At 34.8% G+C, this 15671-nt stretch carries 18 protein-coding genes; 10 read left to right on the forward strand and 8 right to left on the reverse strand.

Features of this window, described 5'->3' with window-relative positions:
• Positions 1-30: 30 nt before the first annotated feature.
• On the reverse strand, positions 31-1119 hold the full coding sequence (locus EKM64_RS05690) for an SLAP domain-containing protein (RefSeq protein WP_125676489.1): 1089 nt from the start codon (positions 1117-1119) through the stop codon (positions 31-33).
• A 340-nt stretch (positions 1120-1459) separates the two neighbouring features.
• Here EKM64_RS05690 and EKM64_RS05695 point away from each other — a divergent pair, with 340 nt between their 5' ends.
• The 3 genes from EKM64_RS05695 to EKM64_RS05705 all read left to right on the forward strand — a co-directional run bounded on the left by EKM64_RS05695 (position 1460) and on the right by EKM64_RS05705 (position 3866).
• The gene (locus tag EKM64_RS05695; RefSeq protein WP_125676491.1) at positions 1460-1978 is read left to right on the forward strand and encodes an SLAP domain-containing protein; all 519 of its coding nucleotides are present in this window, start codon (positions 1460-1462) and stop codon (positions 1976-1978) included.
• A gap of 680 nt (positions 1979-2658) precedes the next feature.
• Positions 2659-3111, forward strand: a complete 453-nt coding sequence (locus EKM64_RS05700; RefSeq protein WP_164505306.1) for a LytTR family DNA-binding domain-containing protein — start codon at positions 2659-2661, stop codon at positions 3109-3111.
• Positions 3112-3113: 2 nt separating this feature from the next.
• Positions 3114-3866 carry a LiaF transmembrane domain-containing protein gene (locus EKM64_RS05705; RefSeq protein WP_125676496.1) on the forward strand — a complete coding sequence of 251 codons (753 nt, stop codon included), beginning with the start codon at positions 3114-3116 and terminating at the stop codon, positions 3864-3866.
• 84 nt (positions 3867-3950) lie between these two features.
• On the opposite strand, the gene EKM64_RS05710 is transcribed toward EKM64_RS05705, so the two are convergent.
• Positions 3951-4409: a nitroreductase family protein gene (locus EKM64_RS05710; protein ID WP_125676498.1), complete on the reverse strand. Its 459-nt coding sequence runs from the start codon at positions 4407-4409 to the stop codon at positions 3951-3953.
• Between the two features lie 267 nt (positions 4410-4676).
• Here EKM64_RS05710 and EKM64_RS05715 point away from each other — a divergent pair, with 267 nt between their 5' ends.
• The 4 genes from EKM64_RS05715 (at position 4677) to EKM64_RS05730 (ending at position 8091) form a co-directional block, all read left to right on the forward strand.
• Complete coding sequence (locus tag EKM64_RS05715) at positions 4677-5513, forward strand: SDR family oxidoreductase (protein WP_125676500.1); 837 nt, start codon at positions 4677-4679, stop codon at positions 5511-5513.
• A gap of 66 nt (positions 5514-5579) precedes the next feature.
• The gene (locus tag EKM64_RS05720) at positions 5580-6620 is read left to right on the forward strand and encodes a zinc-dependent alcohol dehydrogenase family protein (RefSeq protein ID WP_125676502.1); all 1041 of its coding nucleotides are present in this window, start codon (positions 5580-5582) and stop codon (positions 6618-6620) included.
• Between the two features lie 130 nt (positions 6621-6750).
• Entirely contained in the window at positions 6751-7632 is an 882-nt protein-coding gene (locus tag EKM64_RS05725; RefSeq protein ID WP_125676505.1) for a LysR family transcriptional regulator, read from the forward strand.
• An 87-nt stretch (positions 7633-7719) separates the two neighbouring features.
• The gene (locus EKM64_RS05730) at positions 7720-8091 is read left to right on the forward strand and encodes a nuclear transport factor 2 family protein (RefSeq protein ID WP_125676507.1); all 372 of its coding nucleotides are present in this window, start codon (positions 7720-7722) and stop codon (positions 8089-8091) included.
• A 32-nt stretch (positions 8092-8123) separates the two neighbouring features.
• On the opposite strand, the gene EKM64_RS05735 is transcribed toward EKM64_RS05730, so the two are convergent.
• The 3 genes from EKM64_RS05735 to EKM64_RS05745 form a co-directional block, all read right to left on the reverse strand.
• A complete protein-coding gene (locus EKM64_RS05735; RefSeq protein ID WP_125676509.1) occupies positions 8124-8408 on the reverse strand; it encodes an iron-sulfur cluster repair di-iron protein, ric in 285 nt (94 codons plus the stop codon).
• Between the two features lie 213 nt (positions 8409-8621).
• Positions 8622-8969: a DUF2178 domain-containing protein gene (locus EKM64_RS05740; protein ID WP_125676511.1), complete on the reverse strand. Its 348-nt coding sequence runs from the start codon at positions 8967-8969 to the stop codon at positions 8622-8624.
• Positions 8959-9195 carry a helix-turn-helix transcriptional regulator gene (locus tag EKM64_RS05745; protein ID WP_125676513.1) on the reverse strand — a complete coding sequence of 79 codons (237 nt, stop codon included), beginning with the start codon at positions 9193-9195 and terminating at the stop codon, positions 8959-8961. Before EKM64_RS05745 ends, EKM64_RS05740 begins: the two co-directional genes overlap by 11 nt.
• A 140-nt stretch (positions 9196-9335) precedes the next feature.
• Here EKM64_RS05745 and EKM64_RS05750 point away from each other — a divergent pair, with 140 nt between their 5' ends.
• Entirely contained in the window at positions 9336-9572 is a 237-nt protein-coding gene (locus EKM64_RS05750; RefSeq protein WP_125676515.1) for a cytochrome b5 domain-containing protein, read from the forward strand.
• Between the two features lie 111 nt (positions 9573-9683).
• Positions 9684-12221: a M1 family metallopeptidase gene (locus tag EKM64_RS05755; protein ID WP_125676517.1), complete on the forward strand. Its 2538-nt coding sequence runs from the start codon at positions 9684-9686 to the stop codon at positions 12219-12221.
• Positions 12222-12419: 198 nt separating this feature from the next.
• Here EKM64_RS05755 and EKM64_RS05760 read toward each other — a convergent pair whose 3' ends face one another.
• The 3 genes from EKM64_RS05760 to EKM64_RS05770 form a co-directional block, all read right to left on the reverse strand.
• Positions 12420-13115 (reverse strand): Bax inhibitor-1 family protein, encoded by a 696-nt coding sequence (locus EKM64_RS05760; protein ID WP_125676519.1) that lies wholly within the window; start codon positions 13113-13115, stop codon positions 12420-12422.
• Positions 13116-13207: 92 nt separating this feature from the next.
• Complete coding sequence (locus EKM64_RS05765) at positions 13208-13855, reverse strand: hypothetical protein (protein ID WP_125676521.1); 648 nt, start codon at positions 13853-13855, stop codon at positions 13208-13210.
• Between the two features lie 88 nt (positions 13856-13943).
• The gene (locus tag EKM64_RS05770) at positions 13944-14348 is read right to left on the reverse strand and encodes a winged helix-turn-helix transcriptional regulator (RefSeq protein ID WP_125676524.1); all 405 of its coding nucleotides are present in this window, start codon (positions 14346-14348) and stop codon (positions 13944-13946) included.
• A 133-nt stretch (positions 14349-14481) separates the two neighbouring features.
• On the opposite strand from EKM64_RS05770, the gene EKM64_RS05775 reads away from it, so the two are divergent.
• Entirely contained in the window at positions 14482-15645 is a 1164-nt protein-coding gene (locus EKM64_RS05775; protein WP_125676526.1) for an NADH-dependent flavin oxidoreductase, read from the forward strand.
• The last annotated feature ends 26 nt before the right edge of the window (positions 15646-15671 follow it).

A 15671-nucleotide genomic window follows, 5' to 3' on the forward strand; every position in this document is an offset into this window, starting at 1 on the left:
ATGTTAAAGGAATTCTGAAGCTTTATTGTTTTAAATAGAATCTTTAGATACAAATTTAGTATTAGGATTTGATCCTGAGTAATTATATAACGCATTGAATTGACCTAATGTATCATAGTTCCAGTCTGCATCAAATGATGTTGCGTTACCACTGATACCTAAACCAACATTAGGACCAGAGTAGATCAATGCGGCACGATGTCCGAAATGACCAGATTGTCCAGGAGCAGTCAGATTATTTGATTCGTCATACCATTGTGACAATAGGTAGTAGGCTGTATCTTTGTCAGATTTAACGTTGGCCCATTTGATCAAGTAATCAAATCCAGCACTTGAGAGATTTTCTGAAGTTTCTCTAGAGGCTGTTGTGTGATCTAGTGTGTTACCAACTTGTTGATTAGCACGTTGTTGTGCATAGTTCATCATGTCTGATGTTACAGTGACTGATGCAGTTCCATTAGCCTTGTGCAAAGCATTCAAATATTCGCCAAAGTACTTATTGATATTTTCCATGTTTGGTTTATAGTTATTTACTTCCATACCAGTATTAGGATCAATATCCTTATTAAGATCAGTTAGATGATCTACTTGTACATGAGGAAGAGTACCTTCGTCGCCGTGAACTTGATAATTGTATAAGTTTACATATTGATGGTTAGAAATTTGATAGTATGTTTTACCTGTTGATGCTTCAAAGACAACTTTTGAAACCACCCAATCAGAAAAATGATCAACATGACCATTAACTGAACCATCACGGTCATCATAAGTATCAGCACCATATTGTTCAACTAATATGTCTACCGAGCTTTGACTTTGGTCGTCATTGCTTCCTGTCAAACTAGCAGTATCAGTTGATTTCAAGTATTCGTTTGTTGAAACCTGATAGTAGTCGATACCATTCATTTGAATAGTTTTACCAACTTGCCAAGGTGTGTTTGCAGCAAGACCTCTATTTTGAACTAAGTTACCATTCTGTGTGTATAGACGCGTTACAGCAATGTTCTTTGTTGTAGCAACTTCTGCGGCATCAGCGTTATTGCTTAGTGCAGAACTAGTAGCAAATGCAGCCAAAGCTAACCCAGATACAGTTAGTGACTTTAATAATAATGACCTCATTAGTTTCCCCCTATAACTTAATAATTCTCTTATTAAGGATTACAAATCCTATATTAAGTTAAATATTTGACTCTTTCAATATATTTTTAAAATTGATATAAATGTTTGAATAAGCTCTTTTATTTGACAAAATATATTTAAAAGGTGGAATTTATTTTGAATGTAACTACATATGACAAAACGACAAATTTCAATTGGTTAAAAGCCATTGTGTTACTGAATTTATAAAATATTCGATATAGGAATTATTTTTACTATTAAAATATTTCGTTGATTTTGCATTGTTGCGTATATATACTAAAATCAGGTTCCATATAAAAGTATTTTCGGGGGATTCAATATGAATAAAAAAACAATAGGTAGTTTGTTTATTGCTGTAATGGCTGCATTAACTGTTGGAATTTTTAGTAATTCAACAGATGTTTCAGCATCTGGAGTTGCAACTACATTCGACCATATTACACGTATGTATAACAAAGATGGAGATTTAATAACTAATCGTGCTCTAGGTGCCAATACTCCATGGCAAGTTGGAATTTTTGCTGAGATAAATGGGGAAAAAATGTACCAAGTTTCTACAAATGAATTTGTCAAAGCTTCGGAAACTAGTTATGAAGGACAAACTATTAATAATGAAATCGAGGCTATGAATTTAGTTAAATCTCAAAATCCTTCAATGTCAGATGATCACAGTGATTATTACTTTTCATATAATTACGGCATGTGGGATTCAAGCAAGGGTAAAGCATATTATGTAACGTATGTTAGGGATGTATTACCAGGTCTTCCAGCGGGATGGACTAATTGGACTGTTTATCCAGATGGTACTGTTTTAGACGGAAAACCAAGCGAAAACTAGAATATGATGGAGTTTTTTTAACATCTAACACAACAGTTCTAGTTTTATATAAAATTAAATTAGTAAGAGTATTAAAAAATAATTGTGGCGATATTAAATCATACTGTTGATACGGTATGATTTTTTAATTTCAGATTGTTCAAGTAATAATAGTCCATTAAGTAATCTACTTACTATTTGTTCAAGTTCTATTTTGTTAAACTTGTATCGTTTTCTTCTACACTATCTTTAATATCTCGGTTATATTCTTGGTAGCACTCATGTTACGTTTTCCCCTTAAAACAAAAAATTTGATGGGCATATTTTTATCCTTAATAAGATCAAGATACTATACTGACGGTGAGAGAGAAATCTCTCACGATTACTTTAGAAACTTGATTTCAGGACGTCAACTCAGCTTTCCCTTACCGTGAGTTGACGTTTTATTTTGTATTTTTTATGAAAAATTCAATAGCTGTATTCTTTGTACAAAATTTAGCAAGGACATATACTCAAGTTGAGAGAGTCGTACTCCCTCAAAGATTTACGTTTCCTTAATGTTTCCCTGATTGCCGACCCAAACTTCCCGTGGGTCGGTATTTTTTTGACCACTTATTCGGTAAAAGTAACCACTTGGTCAAATTTACTATGAAGTAACTGGTATATGTGGTGTAATACTTTTATCGAAAGGGTTGTGGGATGTGAAAATAAGGGTAGATGTTTCGCCGAAGTATTCAGAAAAAGAGATCGTGATCAAATCTCCTGAAGAAGATGACGAATTGAAGAAAATCGTAGATAAAATCAAAAATATTGAAAGTGAATTCAGTCAGATAAATGGTTATCTAAATGAAACGGTTTATTCATTGGATTTAAAAGAGATACTATTTTTCGAGACTAATGATCGCAATGTCTATGCTCACACTGAAAACAACGCCTTTTTGATTCATTATCGACTATATGAATTGGATAATAATTTACCAGATAGTTTCTTGCGAGTGTCAAAATCATCAATTATCAATATTGATGAAATCATTTCATTATCACGATCGGTGACGGGAAACTTAGTTCAATTTAAAAACACCTATAAAACGATATACGTTTCAAGAAGGTTTTTAAAGGAATTAAAAAATAGATTAAATCAAAGGAAGTTTTAAGGATGAGAAATAGAAATGGGATCTTTTGGGGGCTGTTCATGTTGTTGAGTGCTGGTATTCTGATTGTCAGTCAGATGCACTTGATCAGCTATACGTTCGGCTTCTGGACCGTAGTTCTAACGATATTTTTGGTAGCTGTTTTGATAAAAAGTTTAGTTTATTACGCAATACCGGGGACAGTTTTTTCTCTGGCATTTCTGGCAATTTTATATGCTAAGCCACTTGGTATAACAGCAATTGTTCCTTGGACAGTACTAGGTGCGGCATTATTGATTTCAATTGGATTGTCATTTATATTTCATCCATTCATAATTAAACATCGTTTTCGTAATATGAGATATTATGACCATGTTGGTCATTGGCATAATGCTAGAGTTCATACACGTGTTGGACACCATGTTGATGTAGAAACAGTTGATCAACCGGATGTTAATGTCAGTGTTCGTATGGGCAGTAGTGTTAGATACGTAACTTCAGATGATTTTAAGGAAGCTAATATTGATGTTTCAATGGGTAATGCCAAGGTTTATTTTGAAAATGTTACGGTTCAGGATACAGCAGTAATCAATGTTAATGTTTCGCTTGGTGGAGTTGATTTGTATGTTCCTAAAAATTGGAATATCGTCAAAGAAATTGATGATAATAGTATGAGCGGTTTAATTGAAGAGGGAAATCCTGAAATTACTGAAGACAGTCCTACTGTTACAGTTCATGGTTATATTTCTCTGTCAGGTTTAAAAATAACTTATATATAAAAATAAGAGAGTATGACAAAATATAACTTTTTCCACTTAAATCAAAGAGACAATATAATCCAATCGGATTACATTGTCTCTTTATTATTTAACTATATTTGATTTTATGCGATCATCAGAAATTTCTTTGGGCGTAAATACTTCACTTGTTTGTCCAACAGTTAAAGCAAATAGTGCTGTAAATCCGCTTGGTAGAACGGTACTTGGAATCAAGTGGATACTACCCATATTGTAGTTTGCTCCCAATCCTTGGTCTTCAGCGGCGAGTTCCATATTGTGGACGATAGCTCCCGCTGAAACGTATTCTGATTTGGTAGGATCCTTGGCAGAAACCACTATCAAGGTTGGTGCATTATAAATGCCAGTTATTTGCGAGAGGACCTGCTGATCCTGAATGACAGTCAATCTGTAATCATCGTAACTACCCAATGAAACTGGTGCAGCATTAGCTGCCAGAATTATTTGATGTAGTTGTTTGTCATTCAATTGGCCTGAATATTTACGAATTGCTTTACGTGAATGAATCATCTTTAAAGTTTCCATAACTAAACACTCCTTTTTGGTACAAGTCTATTTTATATCATTAAGTAATTTAAACATATTAAAATCAAAATTGAAGGATATTAACTTAGTAATTATAAAAAGTGGATGACTCTAATCCAAGTAAGTTGTCAATTCACTCTATTGGATCAATGTTTACTTCTATCATAAGTTTAACTTATCGATCATCTATTCATTCGGAATTGGTAAAGCAAATTTTTCCTTGTAATATTACCTTCGAAAGTTAGTTAACACATGGAGGATATATAAATGAATAATGAAGTAGTTGTATTATTTGGCGCCGGAGCTATCGGTGAAGCAATTGTTAGAAGAGTATCTGCTGGAAGAAAGTTACTATTAGCTGATTATAGTGAAGATAAGTTAGTCGAAATGAAACAGCATTTGTCCGAGGCCGGATTTTCGGTAGAAACAATTAAGGCTGATTTATCTTCAAGAACTTCTATTAAAGAAGTAGTTTCCAAAGCACAGTCACTTGGTGATATTATGGGATTAGTGAATGCAGCCGGAGTTTCGCCATCCCAAGCAAGCGCAAAACAAGTTTTGAAAGTTGATCTTTATGGAACTTCTGTACTATTAGAAGAGTTTGGTAAGGTCATGGCGCCAGGTGGTTCAGGGATTGTTATTTCATCTCAATCAGGTCATCGTTTACCAGGACTATCAGTTGAAGATAATAGGACTTTAGCAATGACTCCAACTGAAGAATTATTAAATTTGCCAATCTTACAGGCAGACGTTATTACAGATTCATTAGCAGCATATCAATATGCTAAAAGGACTAATGTTTTACGTGTAGCCGCTGAATCAGTTAACTGGCAAAAACGTGGAGCGAGAATAAATGCCATTAGTCCTGGTATAATTATGACACCGCTTGCTTTGGATGAATTGAATGGTCCAAGAGGCGATGGATACAGAAAGATGTTCAATTCTATGGTCACAAAACGTCCAGGTACACCGGATGAGATTGCTAGTTTGGCAGAATTATTGATGGATCGTCGAAGTGCCTTTATTACAGGAAGTGATTTCTTAGTTGACGGTGGAATCACTGCACAGTATTGGTATGGAGATGTAGATGAGGTTAGAAATTAAGAGCGCGCATCGATTAGTAGTAATGTTTATTTTACGCACGTTTCAAAAAAAGAGGGAGATCTTAATATGAAAGCAACAGCCTTTATTAAACCAGGAAAAGTAGAAGTTCAAGATGTAGAGAAACCTAAAATTGAAAAATCAACCGATGCCATTATTCATGTTTTACGTGCCTGTGTCTGTGGATCGGATTTATGGTGGTTCCGTGGAATATCAGATCGCGAGAAGAATTCTTTAGTAGGTCATGAAGCCATCGGTATCGTTGATGAAGTTGGTTCAGAAGTTACCGAGGTTAAAAAAGGTGACTTTGTAATTGCACCATTTACACATGGCTGTGGTCACTGTGCCGCTTGTTTAGCAGGTTTTGACGGTGACTGTATGAATAAAGAAGAAGGAGGAAATGGTGGATATCAAGGTGAATACTTGAGATTTACTAATGCTAATTGGGCTTTAGTAAAAGTTCCCGGATCTCCAAAAGACTATTCAGATGAAACCATCAATTCTCTTTTAACGTTAGCTGACGTTATGGCTACTGGTTATCATGCTGCATCATCTGCTGAAGTTAAAGAAGGTGACACAGTTGTTGTTATGGGTGATGGCGCCGTTGGACTGTGTGGGGTTATTTCTGCGAAACTTCGTGGAGCTAAACGTATTATTGCCATGAGCCGTCATGAAGATAGACAAAAGTTGGCATTGGATTTCGGTGCAACTGATATCATTGCCGAACGTGGTGATGAGGCAGTTCAAAAGGTAATGGAATTAACTGATGGTGGAGCCGACGCTGTGCTTGAATGTGTCGGAACAGAGCAATCTGTTGATACGGCTGTTAAAGTTGGTCGACCAGGTGCTATTGTCGGTCGTGTTGGTATTCCGCAAAATCCTGAAATGAACACTAACAATTTATTCTTTAAAAATATTGGTTTACGTGGTGGAATCGCATCAGTTACTACCGATGATAGAGAAATTTTGTTGGATGCAGTTTTGAAGGGTGAGATCAATCCAGGAAAAGTTTTCACCAAGCGCTTTGCTCTTGAGGATATTCAAAAGGCTTATGAAGCAATGGATAAACGTGAGGCAATTAAGTCATTAGTTATTATTAGTGAAGGATAATACCAAAAAATCACATCTTGGGATGTGATTTTTTTAATACGTTGAAGTACTCTTTTTGAGCAATTTAATACTGTATAGTTGAACTTGTAAACAACAAAATACATTTTTTAACAAATAAGAGGGTCAAAATATGTTCCAACAAATGCAGTATTTCATATCAATTGTAAAAAATCATAGTTTCACCCAAGCAGCGGTCGAATGTAACATTTCACAGTCGGCTATTTCTCAACAAATGAAAGAACTGGAGTCTCATTTGGGAATTAAATTGCTTGAACGCAAAGGCCGAAGTTTCGAAGTTACCAAAGCCGGGCAATATTTTTATACGCACAGTCAAGATATTTTGGATAATGTCGATACCTTAGTTGAAAATACGATCAAAATTGTTAAGAATGAACAGGTTGAATTAAAAGTGGGCTATCTCAAGAATTTTGGAACTACGGAATTCTTGAAGACGGTATCAAAATTCTCTGAGGAATTTCCGCAGGTTAAAATCAAGATCACCAGCGGCAATCACGAAGAACTGTATGAATTATTAAGTACAGGAAAAGTCGATTTGAATTTTGCCGATCAGCGTCGGGCTTTGTCTAACGAATATGTGAATGAATTTTTAACTGACAGCAAATTTATGTTAGCAATAAGCAAAACTTCTTTTGATGATATAAATGATCAAATGGATATTTCACAATTGGCTGATATTCCTTGTGTTTTGATTGCAGCCAACGACCAAAGAGAATCGGATGAGGCATACTATCGAGAGATTTTAGGTGTTAAAAGTGAATTTATATTGGCTGAGAACTATGATGAGGCTCAAATTTTGGTAGCATCTAATCAAGGTTATTTGGTTGTAAATGATCGTACAGAAAAACAATTGAATACTGAGATCGTTAAAACGGTTAATCTAATAAATGCTAAGCAACAGATGGTTCAGAATTACTATGCTTATTGGAAAGCCGATAATTCGGGGTACTACATTGAATCCTTCGCAAAGTTGCTCAAAGAGAATTTTGTATAAGTTAGACTTATCAATTACTTCTTGAATTGAAATAGCTCTATATCAGTATTTCGGATATTATTTTTATTAGGTTAAGGAGTGATATTTATGACTGATAAAGAAAAAATCATTGAACTGTATCGTGATGAAAATAGAGCTATGGTAAATAAGGATATTAATAAATTGAACGAAATTTTGAAAGCATCAATGCATTTAACTCATATGACTGGGTACATTCAATCAAAATTAGAATGGATCGATCAAATTCAAAATGAAAAAATGAAGTATTTATCATCGGTTGAAGAAAATATCAAAGATATAAAAATTGATGGTAATAAGGCTAGTTTGGTTGGTCAAAATCAGGTTAGAGCAAGTATTTGGGATGGAGGCATCAATACTTGGTCGCTAGAAATGAAGATTTATTTTGTTAAAGATAATGGTAACTGGATCATATCTGACCAGGTTGCCAGCACATACTAAAACCTCCCTCAACTTAGGTTGAAGGAGGTTTTTTAGGCTTTAGCATTAATAGAATCGGCACTTTCTAACATCTGATAAGTTGCTTCAAATGTTGGACAGACATCATCAGGAATAGCGTAGTTTTGAGTGGTTTCACGAAGTTGATCAAAATCGCCATCCAAATTTTGACCATTCTCGGCTGCTTCTTTTAGTTTAAGATATTCTTCTCTAACAGCGAATACTTCGGGATGATTTTTACCATGTGCGATCGTAATTGCTTTAGTGAATAAATCCAGTTTTTCTTGATGGTTATTTAAATAATCTTTAACGGCAGTCATATATAAAACCTCTTTTCGTTTGATGAATCCAGTTTATATGAAAGCGGTTAAAAACGACTTGATTTAAATCAAGAATTCTAATTATTCTTGTGTATTTCATGTTACACTTTCCGATTAAAAGAGAAACGTCATTTTTCGTAATGGGTTATAGTATGAGTTTCTTAGATGACCTAGTATATTAGTTTGTTCGTCTGAAGATAAATTTACTATCTTTTAACTAAGATCCCTGTGGTATTGCCATAATAAATAAGATCCACCGATAAGAAATACAGCGGAATATTTTATCAAAAGGAAAATTTGCCACATGAAGGCATGTGGTAGAAAAAGATCACAGATGATAAATGTTGTAAACATGAACAATGCAGAACGGGCAAGAATTATATTAGTTCTTCCATCGCCGTTACTTAAGAAGTTCCAGCCAATAAACAGATAGTATCCTCTGAGAATAATTATTAAACTGATAAAAAATATTGCAAAACTTCCCCCGACCAATTGATGCCAGTTAGCGGTTGATTCTGAAGACCAAAGAAGCAACCCTGTGAATAGTCCGTTATTGATCATTATTGATTCCTCCCTCATATTGAAAGATCTCTTTTAGCGGAACTTTAAAATAATCTGAAATTCTGAATGCCAATAAAAGGGTAGGGACATAGTTTCCTTTCTCCATAACGAAGATAGTCTGTTTGGAAACTCCAACTTTGTCTGCTAGTTCTTGTTGAGACATTCTAGCTAATACTCGATGTTCATAAACAGTGTTCGAGATGTTGTCACCAAAATCTTTTTTCATATACTTGACCTCTCGAATAAATAGTAACTTATAGTTTTAAAAAAGTAAAGTAAACTTATACTCAAACGTATTACTATTTATAGACTGATAAATATGTAATAATGAAATTAGAAATGATTTTGGTATGGGAGGAAAGTATTATGGCAGATAAAGAATTTACATTGGAAGAACTCAAACAATATGATGGACAAAATGGCAATAAAGCTTATGTGGCAATTGATGGTGTAGTTTATGATATGACCGATGTTAAACCTTGGGCAGGTGGTAAGCATCACGGAAATACTGCCGGAAATGATCTGTCTGATGTGATCATTCACGCTCCACATAAAAAATCAGTTTTATCCAAGTTAACTGCAGTTGGTAAATTAGTAAAATAATTTAAAGATCCGCTATTCTATTTAACATAAGAATAGCGGATTTTTAATATGAGTGAATTAATAATGAAAGTCGTATAATGAAAGTATTATAGACAATTTAGGGAGGATTTTATGACTGAACTAACACATTTTTATCAAAAATTCCAGCCAATACATTACGATATTTATTTAGATATTAATCGAGAAACTAAGATGATTTCCGGTAAGACAACTATTACCGGTGAGGCTAAAGTTAAAAATATTTCGATCCATCAAAGCGGTTTAACAATCAAGTCCGTTCAAGTTGGTGGAGAAGATGTCTCCTTCACAGCTGAGAATCAAAATGATGCACTTAATATTGACTTGACTAGAATTGGTGAAGTAACTTTAACCATTGAATATACAGCAACTTTGACAGATTCTATGATGGGAATTTATCCTTCATATTATGAAATTGGTGGTGTTAAGAAGCAAATTATTGGTACACAATTTGAAACCAATTTTGCACGTCAGGCTTTTCCATGTGTTGATGAACCAGAGGCCAAGGCTAAGTTTGACATTGCTATCAAATTCGACGAGCAAATTGGTGAAACAGTTTTGAGTAATATGCCAGAGATCAAGACGGAAAATGGTATTCACTACTTTGATACTACTGTTCGTATGTCCACATATTTAATTGCTTTTGCCTTTGGTGAATTACAAAGTAAAACAGCAACTACTAAGAGTGGTGTTAAAGTTGGAGTTTTCGCAACTAAAGCACATAAAAATAATGAATTAGACTTTGCTTTAGATATTGCTAAACGAGCAATAGAATTTTATGAAGATTTCTATCAAACACCATATCCACTTCCACATTCATGGCAATTGGCACTACCTGATTTTTCAGCTGGTGCTATGGAAAACTGGGGTCTGGTAACTTATCGTGAAGCTTATCTAACACTCGATCCAGATAATACGTCACTTGACACTAAGCAATTAGTTGCCACAGTTATCACTCATGAACTTGCTCACCAGTGGTTTGGTGATCTTGTAACTATGAAGTGGTGGGATGATCTCTGGTTAAATGAAAGTTTTGCCAATATGATGGAATATGTCTCAGTTGATGCGATCGAACCTGATTGGCATATTTGGGAAATGTTCCAAACTTCAGATGTTCCAGCTGCTTTGCAACGTGATGCAACTGATGGAGTACAATCAGTTCACGTAGATGTTGAAGACCCAGCTGAAATTGATGCATTATTTGACAGTGCCATTGTCTATGCTAAAGGTGCTAGAATGCTTGTTATGATGCGCGCTTTAGTAGGTGATGCTGCATTACGAAAGGGATTGAAGAATTACTTTAACAAACATCAATACAATAATGCTAGAGGTGCAGATCTTTGGAATGCCATTGGAGAAGCCGCCGGTATGGATATTGCTACAATTATGAATACTTGGTTGGAACAGCCTGGTTATCCGGTTGTAAAAGCATCGATCATTGATGGTGAATTAACTTTGACTCAAGAACAGTTCTTCATTGGTGATGGTGTTGATAAGGAACGTCAATGGCAGATACCTTTAAATAGTAATTATGATGCTGCACCTAAGATCATGGCCGACAAAACGGTAGTTGTTGGTACATATGATAAATTGCGTAAAGAGAATAATGAACCATTCCGTGCTAATGTTGGAAATAATTCTCACTTTATCGTTAAATATGACGATGAATTATTGAAAGATATCTTAGATAATGTCGATTCATTAGATTCGATTTCACAACTTCAAATTTTACAAGATCTACGTTTGTTGGCCGAAGGGAAACAAATATCCTATGCTGAAATAGTGCCCTTACTACCAAAATTTGCTTCAAGTAATTCAAATGTTGTAATCGCTACGTTGTATCGTGTTGCAAACGATTTAAAGAAATTTGTTACTCAAAATTCGTCTGAGGCCAAATCATTAGAGAAGTTATTTGATAAATTAAGTTCAGATCAAGTAAAGAGATTGGGTTGGCAACCAAAAATCAGTGACTCAAATGATGATCAATTAACACGTCCATATGTTTTGAACGCGTCATTGTATGCTAAAAATCCAATTTCAATTGAATCAGCACATGCAATTTATGAGGATAATGAGCAACAAGATTTATCCGCTATTTCCGCTGATATTAGATTATTTGTTCTACGAAATGAAGTTAAGAATTATGGTACAGAAGAAATATTCGACAATTTGTTGGATGAATATCGCAAATCATCTGATTCTAGCTATAAGGAAGATATCTGTGCCGCTTTAACGGCGACACCAGATGTTAAATTAATTAAAAAGTTAGTTGGATTCTTTGAAGATTCAGATACGATCAAACCTCAAGATTTACGTGCATGGTATCGTGGATTGTTAGCTAATGATGCCGGACAACAAGCAGCTTGGGATTGGATCAGAAACGATTGGCAATGGTTGGATGACACTGTTGGTGGGGATATGGAATTTACTACCTATATCACCGTTACATCAATGATCTTCCGTACACCAGAGCGTTTAGCTGAATTTAAGGCCTTCTTTGAACCTAAGTTGAATACACCAGGTATGAAACGTGAAATAAGCATGGATATTAAGGTTGTTGAAACACGTGTTAAATTGATCGAGGCTGAAAAAGCTGCCGTTAATTCAGCTGTTTCAGAACTCGTCGATTAGTCAAAATTTTAAATATATGTACAAAAATCAGTAGCTGATAACTACTGGTTTTTTCTTTGTTTAAATTTTGGAGTAGATGCTGGAAATTACTTTTTATCAAACGCGTAAATATAATTATCGAAACAATAAGAACAAAAAAGCTCAAGAAATCCTTCGTGAGGATCTCTTGAGCTTTTGGATGTCCTATTATCTTGATTACTATCTATCACCGAAGATAGAAAGGATACTCAAGAAAATATTGATGAAATCTAGTACCAAACTGATTGAAGCAACTAGAGCAATGGCTCCGAGTGTTTCTGAGTTTTGAGCACTGTTATAAATTCGTTTGATATTTTGTGAATCAAAGGCAATGTAGAATAAGAAAACTACGATAACAGCGATATTAACCAGCAAGGCGGCAACGGTACTGTGGAAGATCAAAATATTGATAACGGAAACGATAATTATTGAAATCAAACCGATCAGTAAAGTTCTGCTCCAAGTCGTTAGATCCTTTTTAGTAAAGAATCCAAATCCGGCAGATACTATGAATATTACTGAAGTAACAGCCAAAGATTGGATAATACTTTGAGCTGAGTACAAGTAGAAAACAGGTACTCCAAAAACAGATAGTGCTAATAGGAATGCCACATAACTGACAAACGTCATTAAATACGAAGTAGTTGCGAATCGGTTAGCCATGCTGATGAATCCAAAAGCTACGGCAATAACAACTAGTGAAAAAATCAAACTGTGTGCTCCCATCATATTCATGATTGAATATGAAAGTGAACTATTTCTAGCGATGGCGTTAGCAGCGATTGTCCAAAAGGCAACACCTAAACCAGTATACAAATATACTAGCGAGGTGAATCGAGCCAAACCAGCGGTTTTTGCTTTATCTATTGATTGCATTGATTGTCCTCCCTCTCGTGTAAATCATTATAACAATTTTATAATACAATGATAGCATAATTGAGATATTTGGACTTGATGTAGGTCATATGTTAACTTTTTATGTCCTTTATTTTTTCATGTGCATCACTAACGGCATCATCCATTTCAGTTAGTTTAGGCATGAAATTATTATAGCTTCCACTAGGACTAGCAATGAATTTGGACATTTTTTCGATTTTATCATAAGCATCTTTATATATTTGAGCATCATAATCTCCAGTGTCATTATCCGTGATTATTTCTAACTCAGATTTTAAAGATTTTAACCTATCCTTGATTGAACCAATAGGTACACTATTATCCATAGTAATAGTTAGTAGAGTTTCATCTACATCAAAAGTACTACTGTTTTTCCAAATGGCGTCATGCCAACTACGATTTTCCTTATTTCCCACCGTTTCTAACTCTAGTCCCTGTGATTCGTAAAGTTTATTAAATTTTTTCATGGAATCTAATGCCTTATTATTCATATATTCAGTTAGTTGTTCGCTTTCGCTTTGTTCTTTAATATCTTTGTATAGAGAAGCTCCTGTACCAATACTAAAGGCCAAAAAGATAGATATAGAAATAATAAATCCAAGTTTACCTACTTTAGATACTGTATTTATTTTTTTGAAAAAGCCTGTGATCCATGTAATTAAAAAGCCAAGTACTATAAGAGCCATAATAAATGAAACAGTTGTTAATATACTACTCATGAAGATCCTCCAATATATTTAAAATCATCTTTGTATAAATTACGGAAAATAAAAAAATTCTCCCTGAATTTTTCAGAGAGAATTTATTCTATTGTTCCAAAAGCTTTAAAGTAGGATTATCTTCAGGAATAATTTCCGAACTATCATGTGTTATATGGATATGATCACCATGATTGTTTAAATGATCGGCCTTCTTTTCGCCCCAAATGGATAAGTCGACTAATATTTGGCGTAATTCCATTCCATCGTCAGTTAGAGAGTAAACAACTTTAGGGGGAACGGTGCCATAGCTCGTTCTTTGGATAATACCGTCACTTTCAAGTTCACGCAATTGTTGCGTTAGAACTTTTTGAGAAATGCCTGGCATAATATTTAAAAGTTCACCATTACGTCGTTCTTTTTGACCAATCCAGCAAATAAGCGAAGTTTTCCATTTGCCTTCGATAATATCTAATGTTAAATCAATACCTAAATTATAAATAATATTTTTCATAGAGCCTGCTCCCTCACAATTCTTACCATACGGTTACTACCTAACTTATAAGTGCGTACTTTTATATTTCTTACTCCCAAATTATACTGTACTTGTAAACAAATTCACAATATAAGGTTAGGAGATTTATGAAATGGGAAAATATAAATTTTTAGAGCCATATACTTTTAAGAACGGTGTGACCGTTCAAAATAGGATCGTGATTCCTCCAATGACTGAACAGTCAAGTTTGGAAGATGGATCAGTTTCACGTGATGAAACATATTATGCAAGTTTGAGATCAGGCGGCGTTGGAATGTTCATTAGTCCAGTTGCCTATGTAATTCCTAACGGTAAAGGTTTTGAGGGCCAATTATCCGCTAGTGATGACAAATTTATTCCTAGCCTAGCTAAAATGGCCAGTGCAATGAAAGGAAATGGCACAAAGGCCATCTTACAAATTTTCCATGCTGGAAGAATGTCTAATAGTGCTATTCTTCGTGGAACACAAATTGAGAGTGCTAGTGCCGTTGCTGCTCCTCGTGATGGAATGGAAACACCAAGGGAGTTAACAAATGATCAAATTGAGGAGATCATTAAGGCCTTTGGTGAAGCAACAAGACGTGCAATTTTAGCTGGATTTGATGGTGTTGAGATTCACGGTGCCAATACATATTTGATTCAACAATTCTTCTCACCAAATTCAAATCGTCGTACTGACAAGTGGGGCGGTTCAGTTGAGAAGAGAATGAGATTTGGTTTGGAAATCATCAATATCGTTAAAAAGACAATTGATGAATACGCTAAGAAACCATTTATCTTGGGATATCGTATTTCACCTGAGGAAATCGAAGAACCAGGTATTCGTATGGAAGATACACTACAATTTATTGATAAATTGGCTGATCAACCATTAGATTATCTACATATCTCTATGGGTAATGCATGGAGAAAGTCTTTGAATGATAAGACAGAAGATACACCAACTATCCTACGTATCAGGGATCAAGTAAATGGTAGATTGCCACTTATCTCAGTTGGTTCAATTCAAACACCAGCCGATGCTGAAAAAATTATGGATGCTGGTATTACATTTGCCGCATTAGGACGTGAATACTTGCGTGAACCACGTTGGATCGAAAAAGTTCAAAATGGATTAGAAGATACAATTAGATATAGTGTTAACCGTACGGAGCTCGATGATCTAGGATTGAATCCTGCATTAATGGATTTCTTGGGAATCTTAGGATTGGATCTTGGTTTTGAAGGCGAGAATAAAAAGACTGAAAATGGCGTTGATGCCGTGTTTAAAGACTAAAATAAAAGAGAATTTAAAATCCGTCA

Origin of the sequence: Companilactobacillus keshanensis, from assembly GCF_003946205.1 — a bacterium.
GTDB classification, from domain to species: domain Bacteria; phylum Bacillota; class Bacilli; order Lactobacillales; family Lactobacillaceae; genus Companilactobacillus; species Companilactobacillus keshanensis.

What these genes read in the sequence shown, in the direction of transcription:
- EKM64_RS05690 (WP_125676489.1), bottom strand. Translation starts at nt 1,119, where the DNA reads ATGAGGTCATTATTATTAAAGTCACTAACTGTATCTGGGTTAGCTTTG.
- EKM64_RS05695 (WP_125676491.1), top strand. Translation starts at nt 1,460, where the DNA reads ATGAATAAAAAAACAATAGGTAGTTTGTTTATTGCTGTAATGGCTGCA.
- EKM64_RS05705 (WP_125676496.1), top strand. Translation starts at nt 3,114, where the DNA reads ATGAGAAATAGAAATGGGATCTTTTGGGGGCTGTTCATGTTGTTGAGT.
- EKM64_RS05710 (WP_125676498.1), bottom strand. Translation starts at nt 4,409, where the DNA reads ATGGAAACTTTAAAGATGATTCATTCACGTAAAGCAATTCGTAAATAT.
- EKM64_RS05715 (WP_125676500.1), top strand. Translation starts at nt 4,677, where the DNA reads ATGAATAATGAAGTAGTTGTATTATTTGGCGCCGGAGCTATCGGTGAA.
- EKM64_RS05720 (WP_125676502.1), top strand. Translation starts at nt 5,580, where the DNA reads ATGAAAGCAACAGCCTTTATTAAACCAGGAAAAGTAGAAGTTCAAGAT.
- EKM64_RS05725 (WP_125676505.1), top strand. Translation starts at nt 6,751, where the DNA reads ATGTTCCAACAAATGCAGTATTTCATATCAATTGTAAAAAATCATAGT.
- EKM64_RS05730 (WP_125676507.1), top strand. Translation starts at nt 7,720, where the DNA reads ATGACTGATAAAGAAAAAATCATTGAACTGTATCGTGATGAAAATAGA.
- EKM64_RS05735 (WP_125676509.1), bottom strand. Translation starts at nt 8,408, where the DNA reads ATGACTGCCGTTAAAGATTATTTAAATAACCATCAAGAAAAACTGGAT.
- EKM64_RS05740 (WP_125676511.1), bottom strand. Translation starts at nt 8,969, where the DNA reads ATGATCAATAACGGACTATTCACAGGGTTGCTTCTTTGGTCTTCAGAA.
- EKM64_RS05745 (WP_125676513.1), bottom strand. Translation starts at nt 9,195, where the DNA reads ATGAAAAAAGATTTTGGTGACAACATCTCGAACACTGTTTATGAACAT.
- EKM64_RS05750 (WP_125676515.1), top strand. Translation starts at nt 9,336, where the DNA reads ATGGCAGATAAAGAATTTACATTGGAAGAACTCAAACAATATGATGGA.
- EKM64_RS05755 (WP_125676517.1), top strand. Translation starts at nt 9,684, where the DNA reads ATGACTGAACTAACACATTTTTATCAAAAATTCCAGCCAATACATTAC.
- EKM64_RS05760 (WP_125676519.1), bottom strand. Translation starts at nt 13,115, where the DNA reads ATGCAATCAATAGATAAAGCAAAAACCGCTGGTTTGGCTCGATTCACC.
- EKM64_RS05765 (WP_125676521.1), bottom strand. Translation starts at nt 13,855, where the DNA reads ATGAGTAGTATATTAACAACTGTTTCATTTATTATGGCTCTTATAGTA.
- EKM64_RS05770 (WP_125676524.1), bottom strand. Translation starts at nt 14,348, where the DNA reads ATGAAAAATATTATTTATAATTTAGGTATTGATTTAACATTAGATATT.
- EKM64_RS05775 (WP_125676526.1), top strand. Translation starts at nt 14,482, where the DNA reads ATGGGAAAATATAAATTTTTAGAGCCATATACTTTTAAGAACGGTGTG.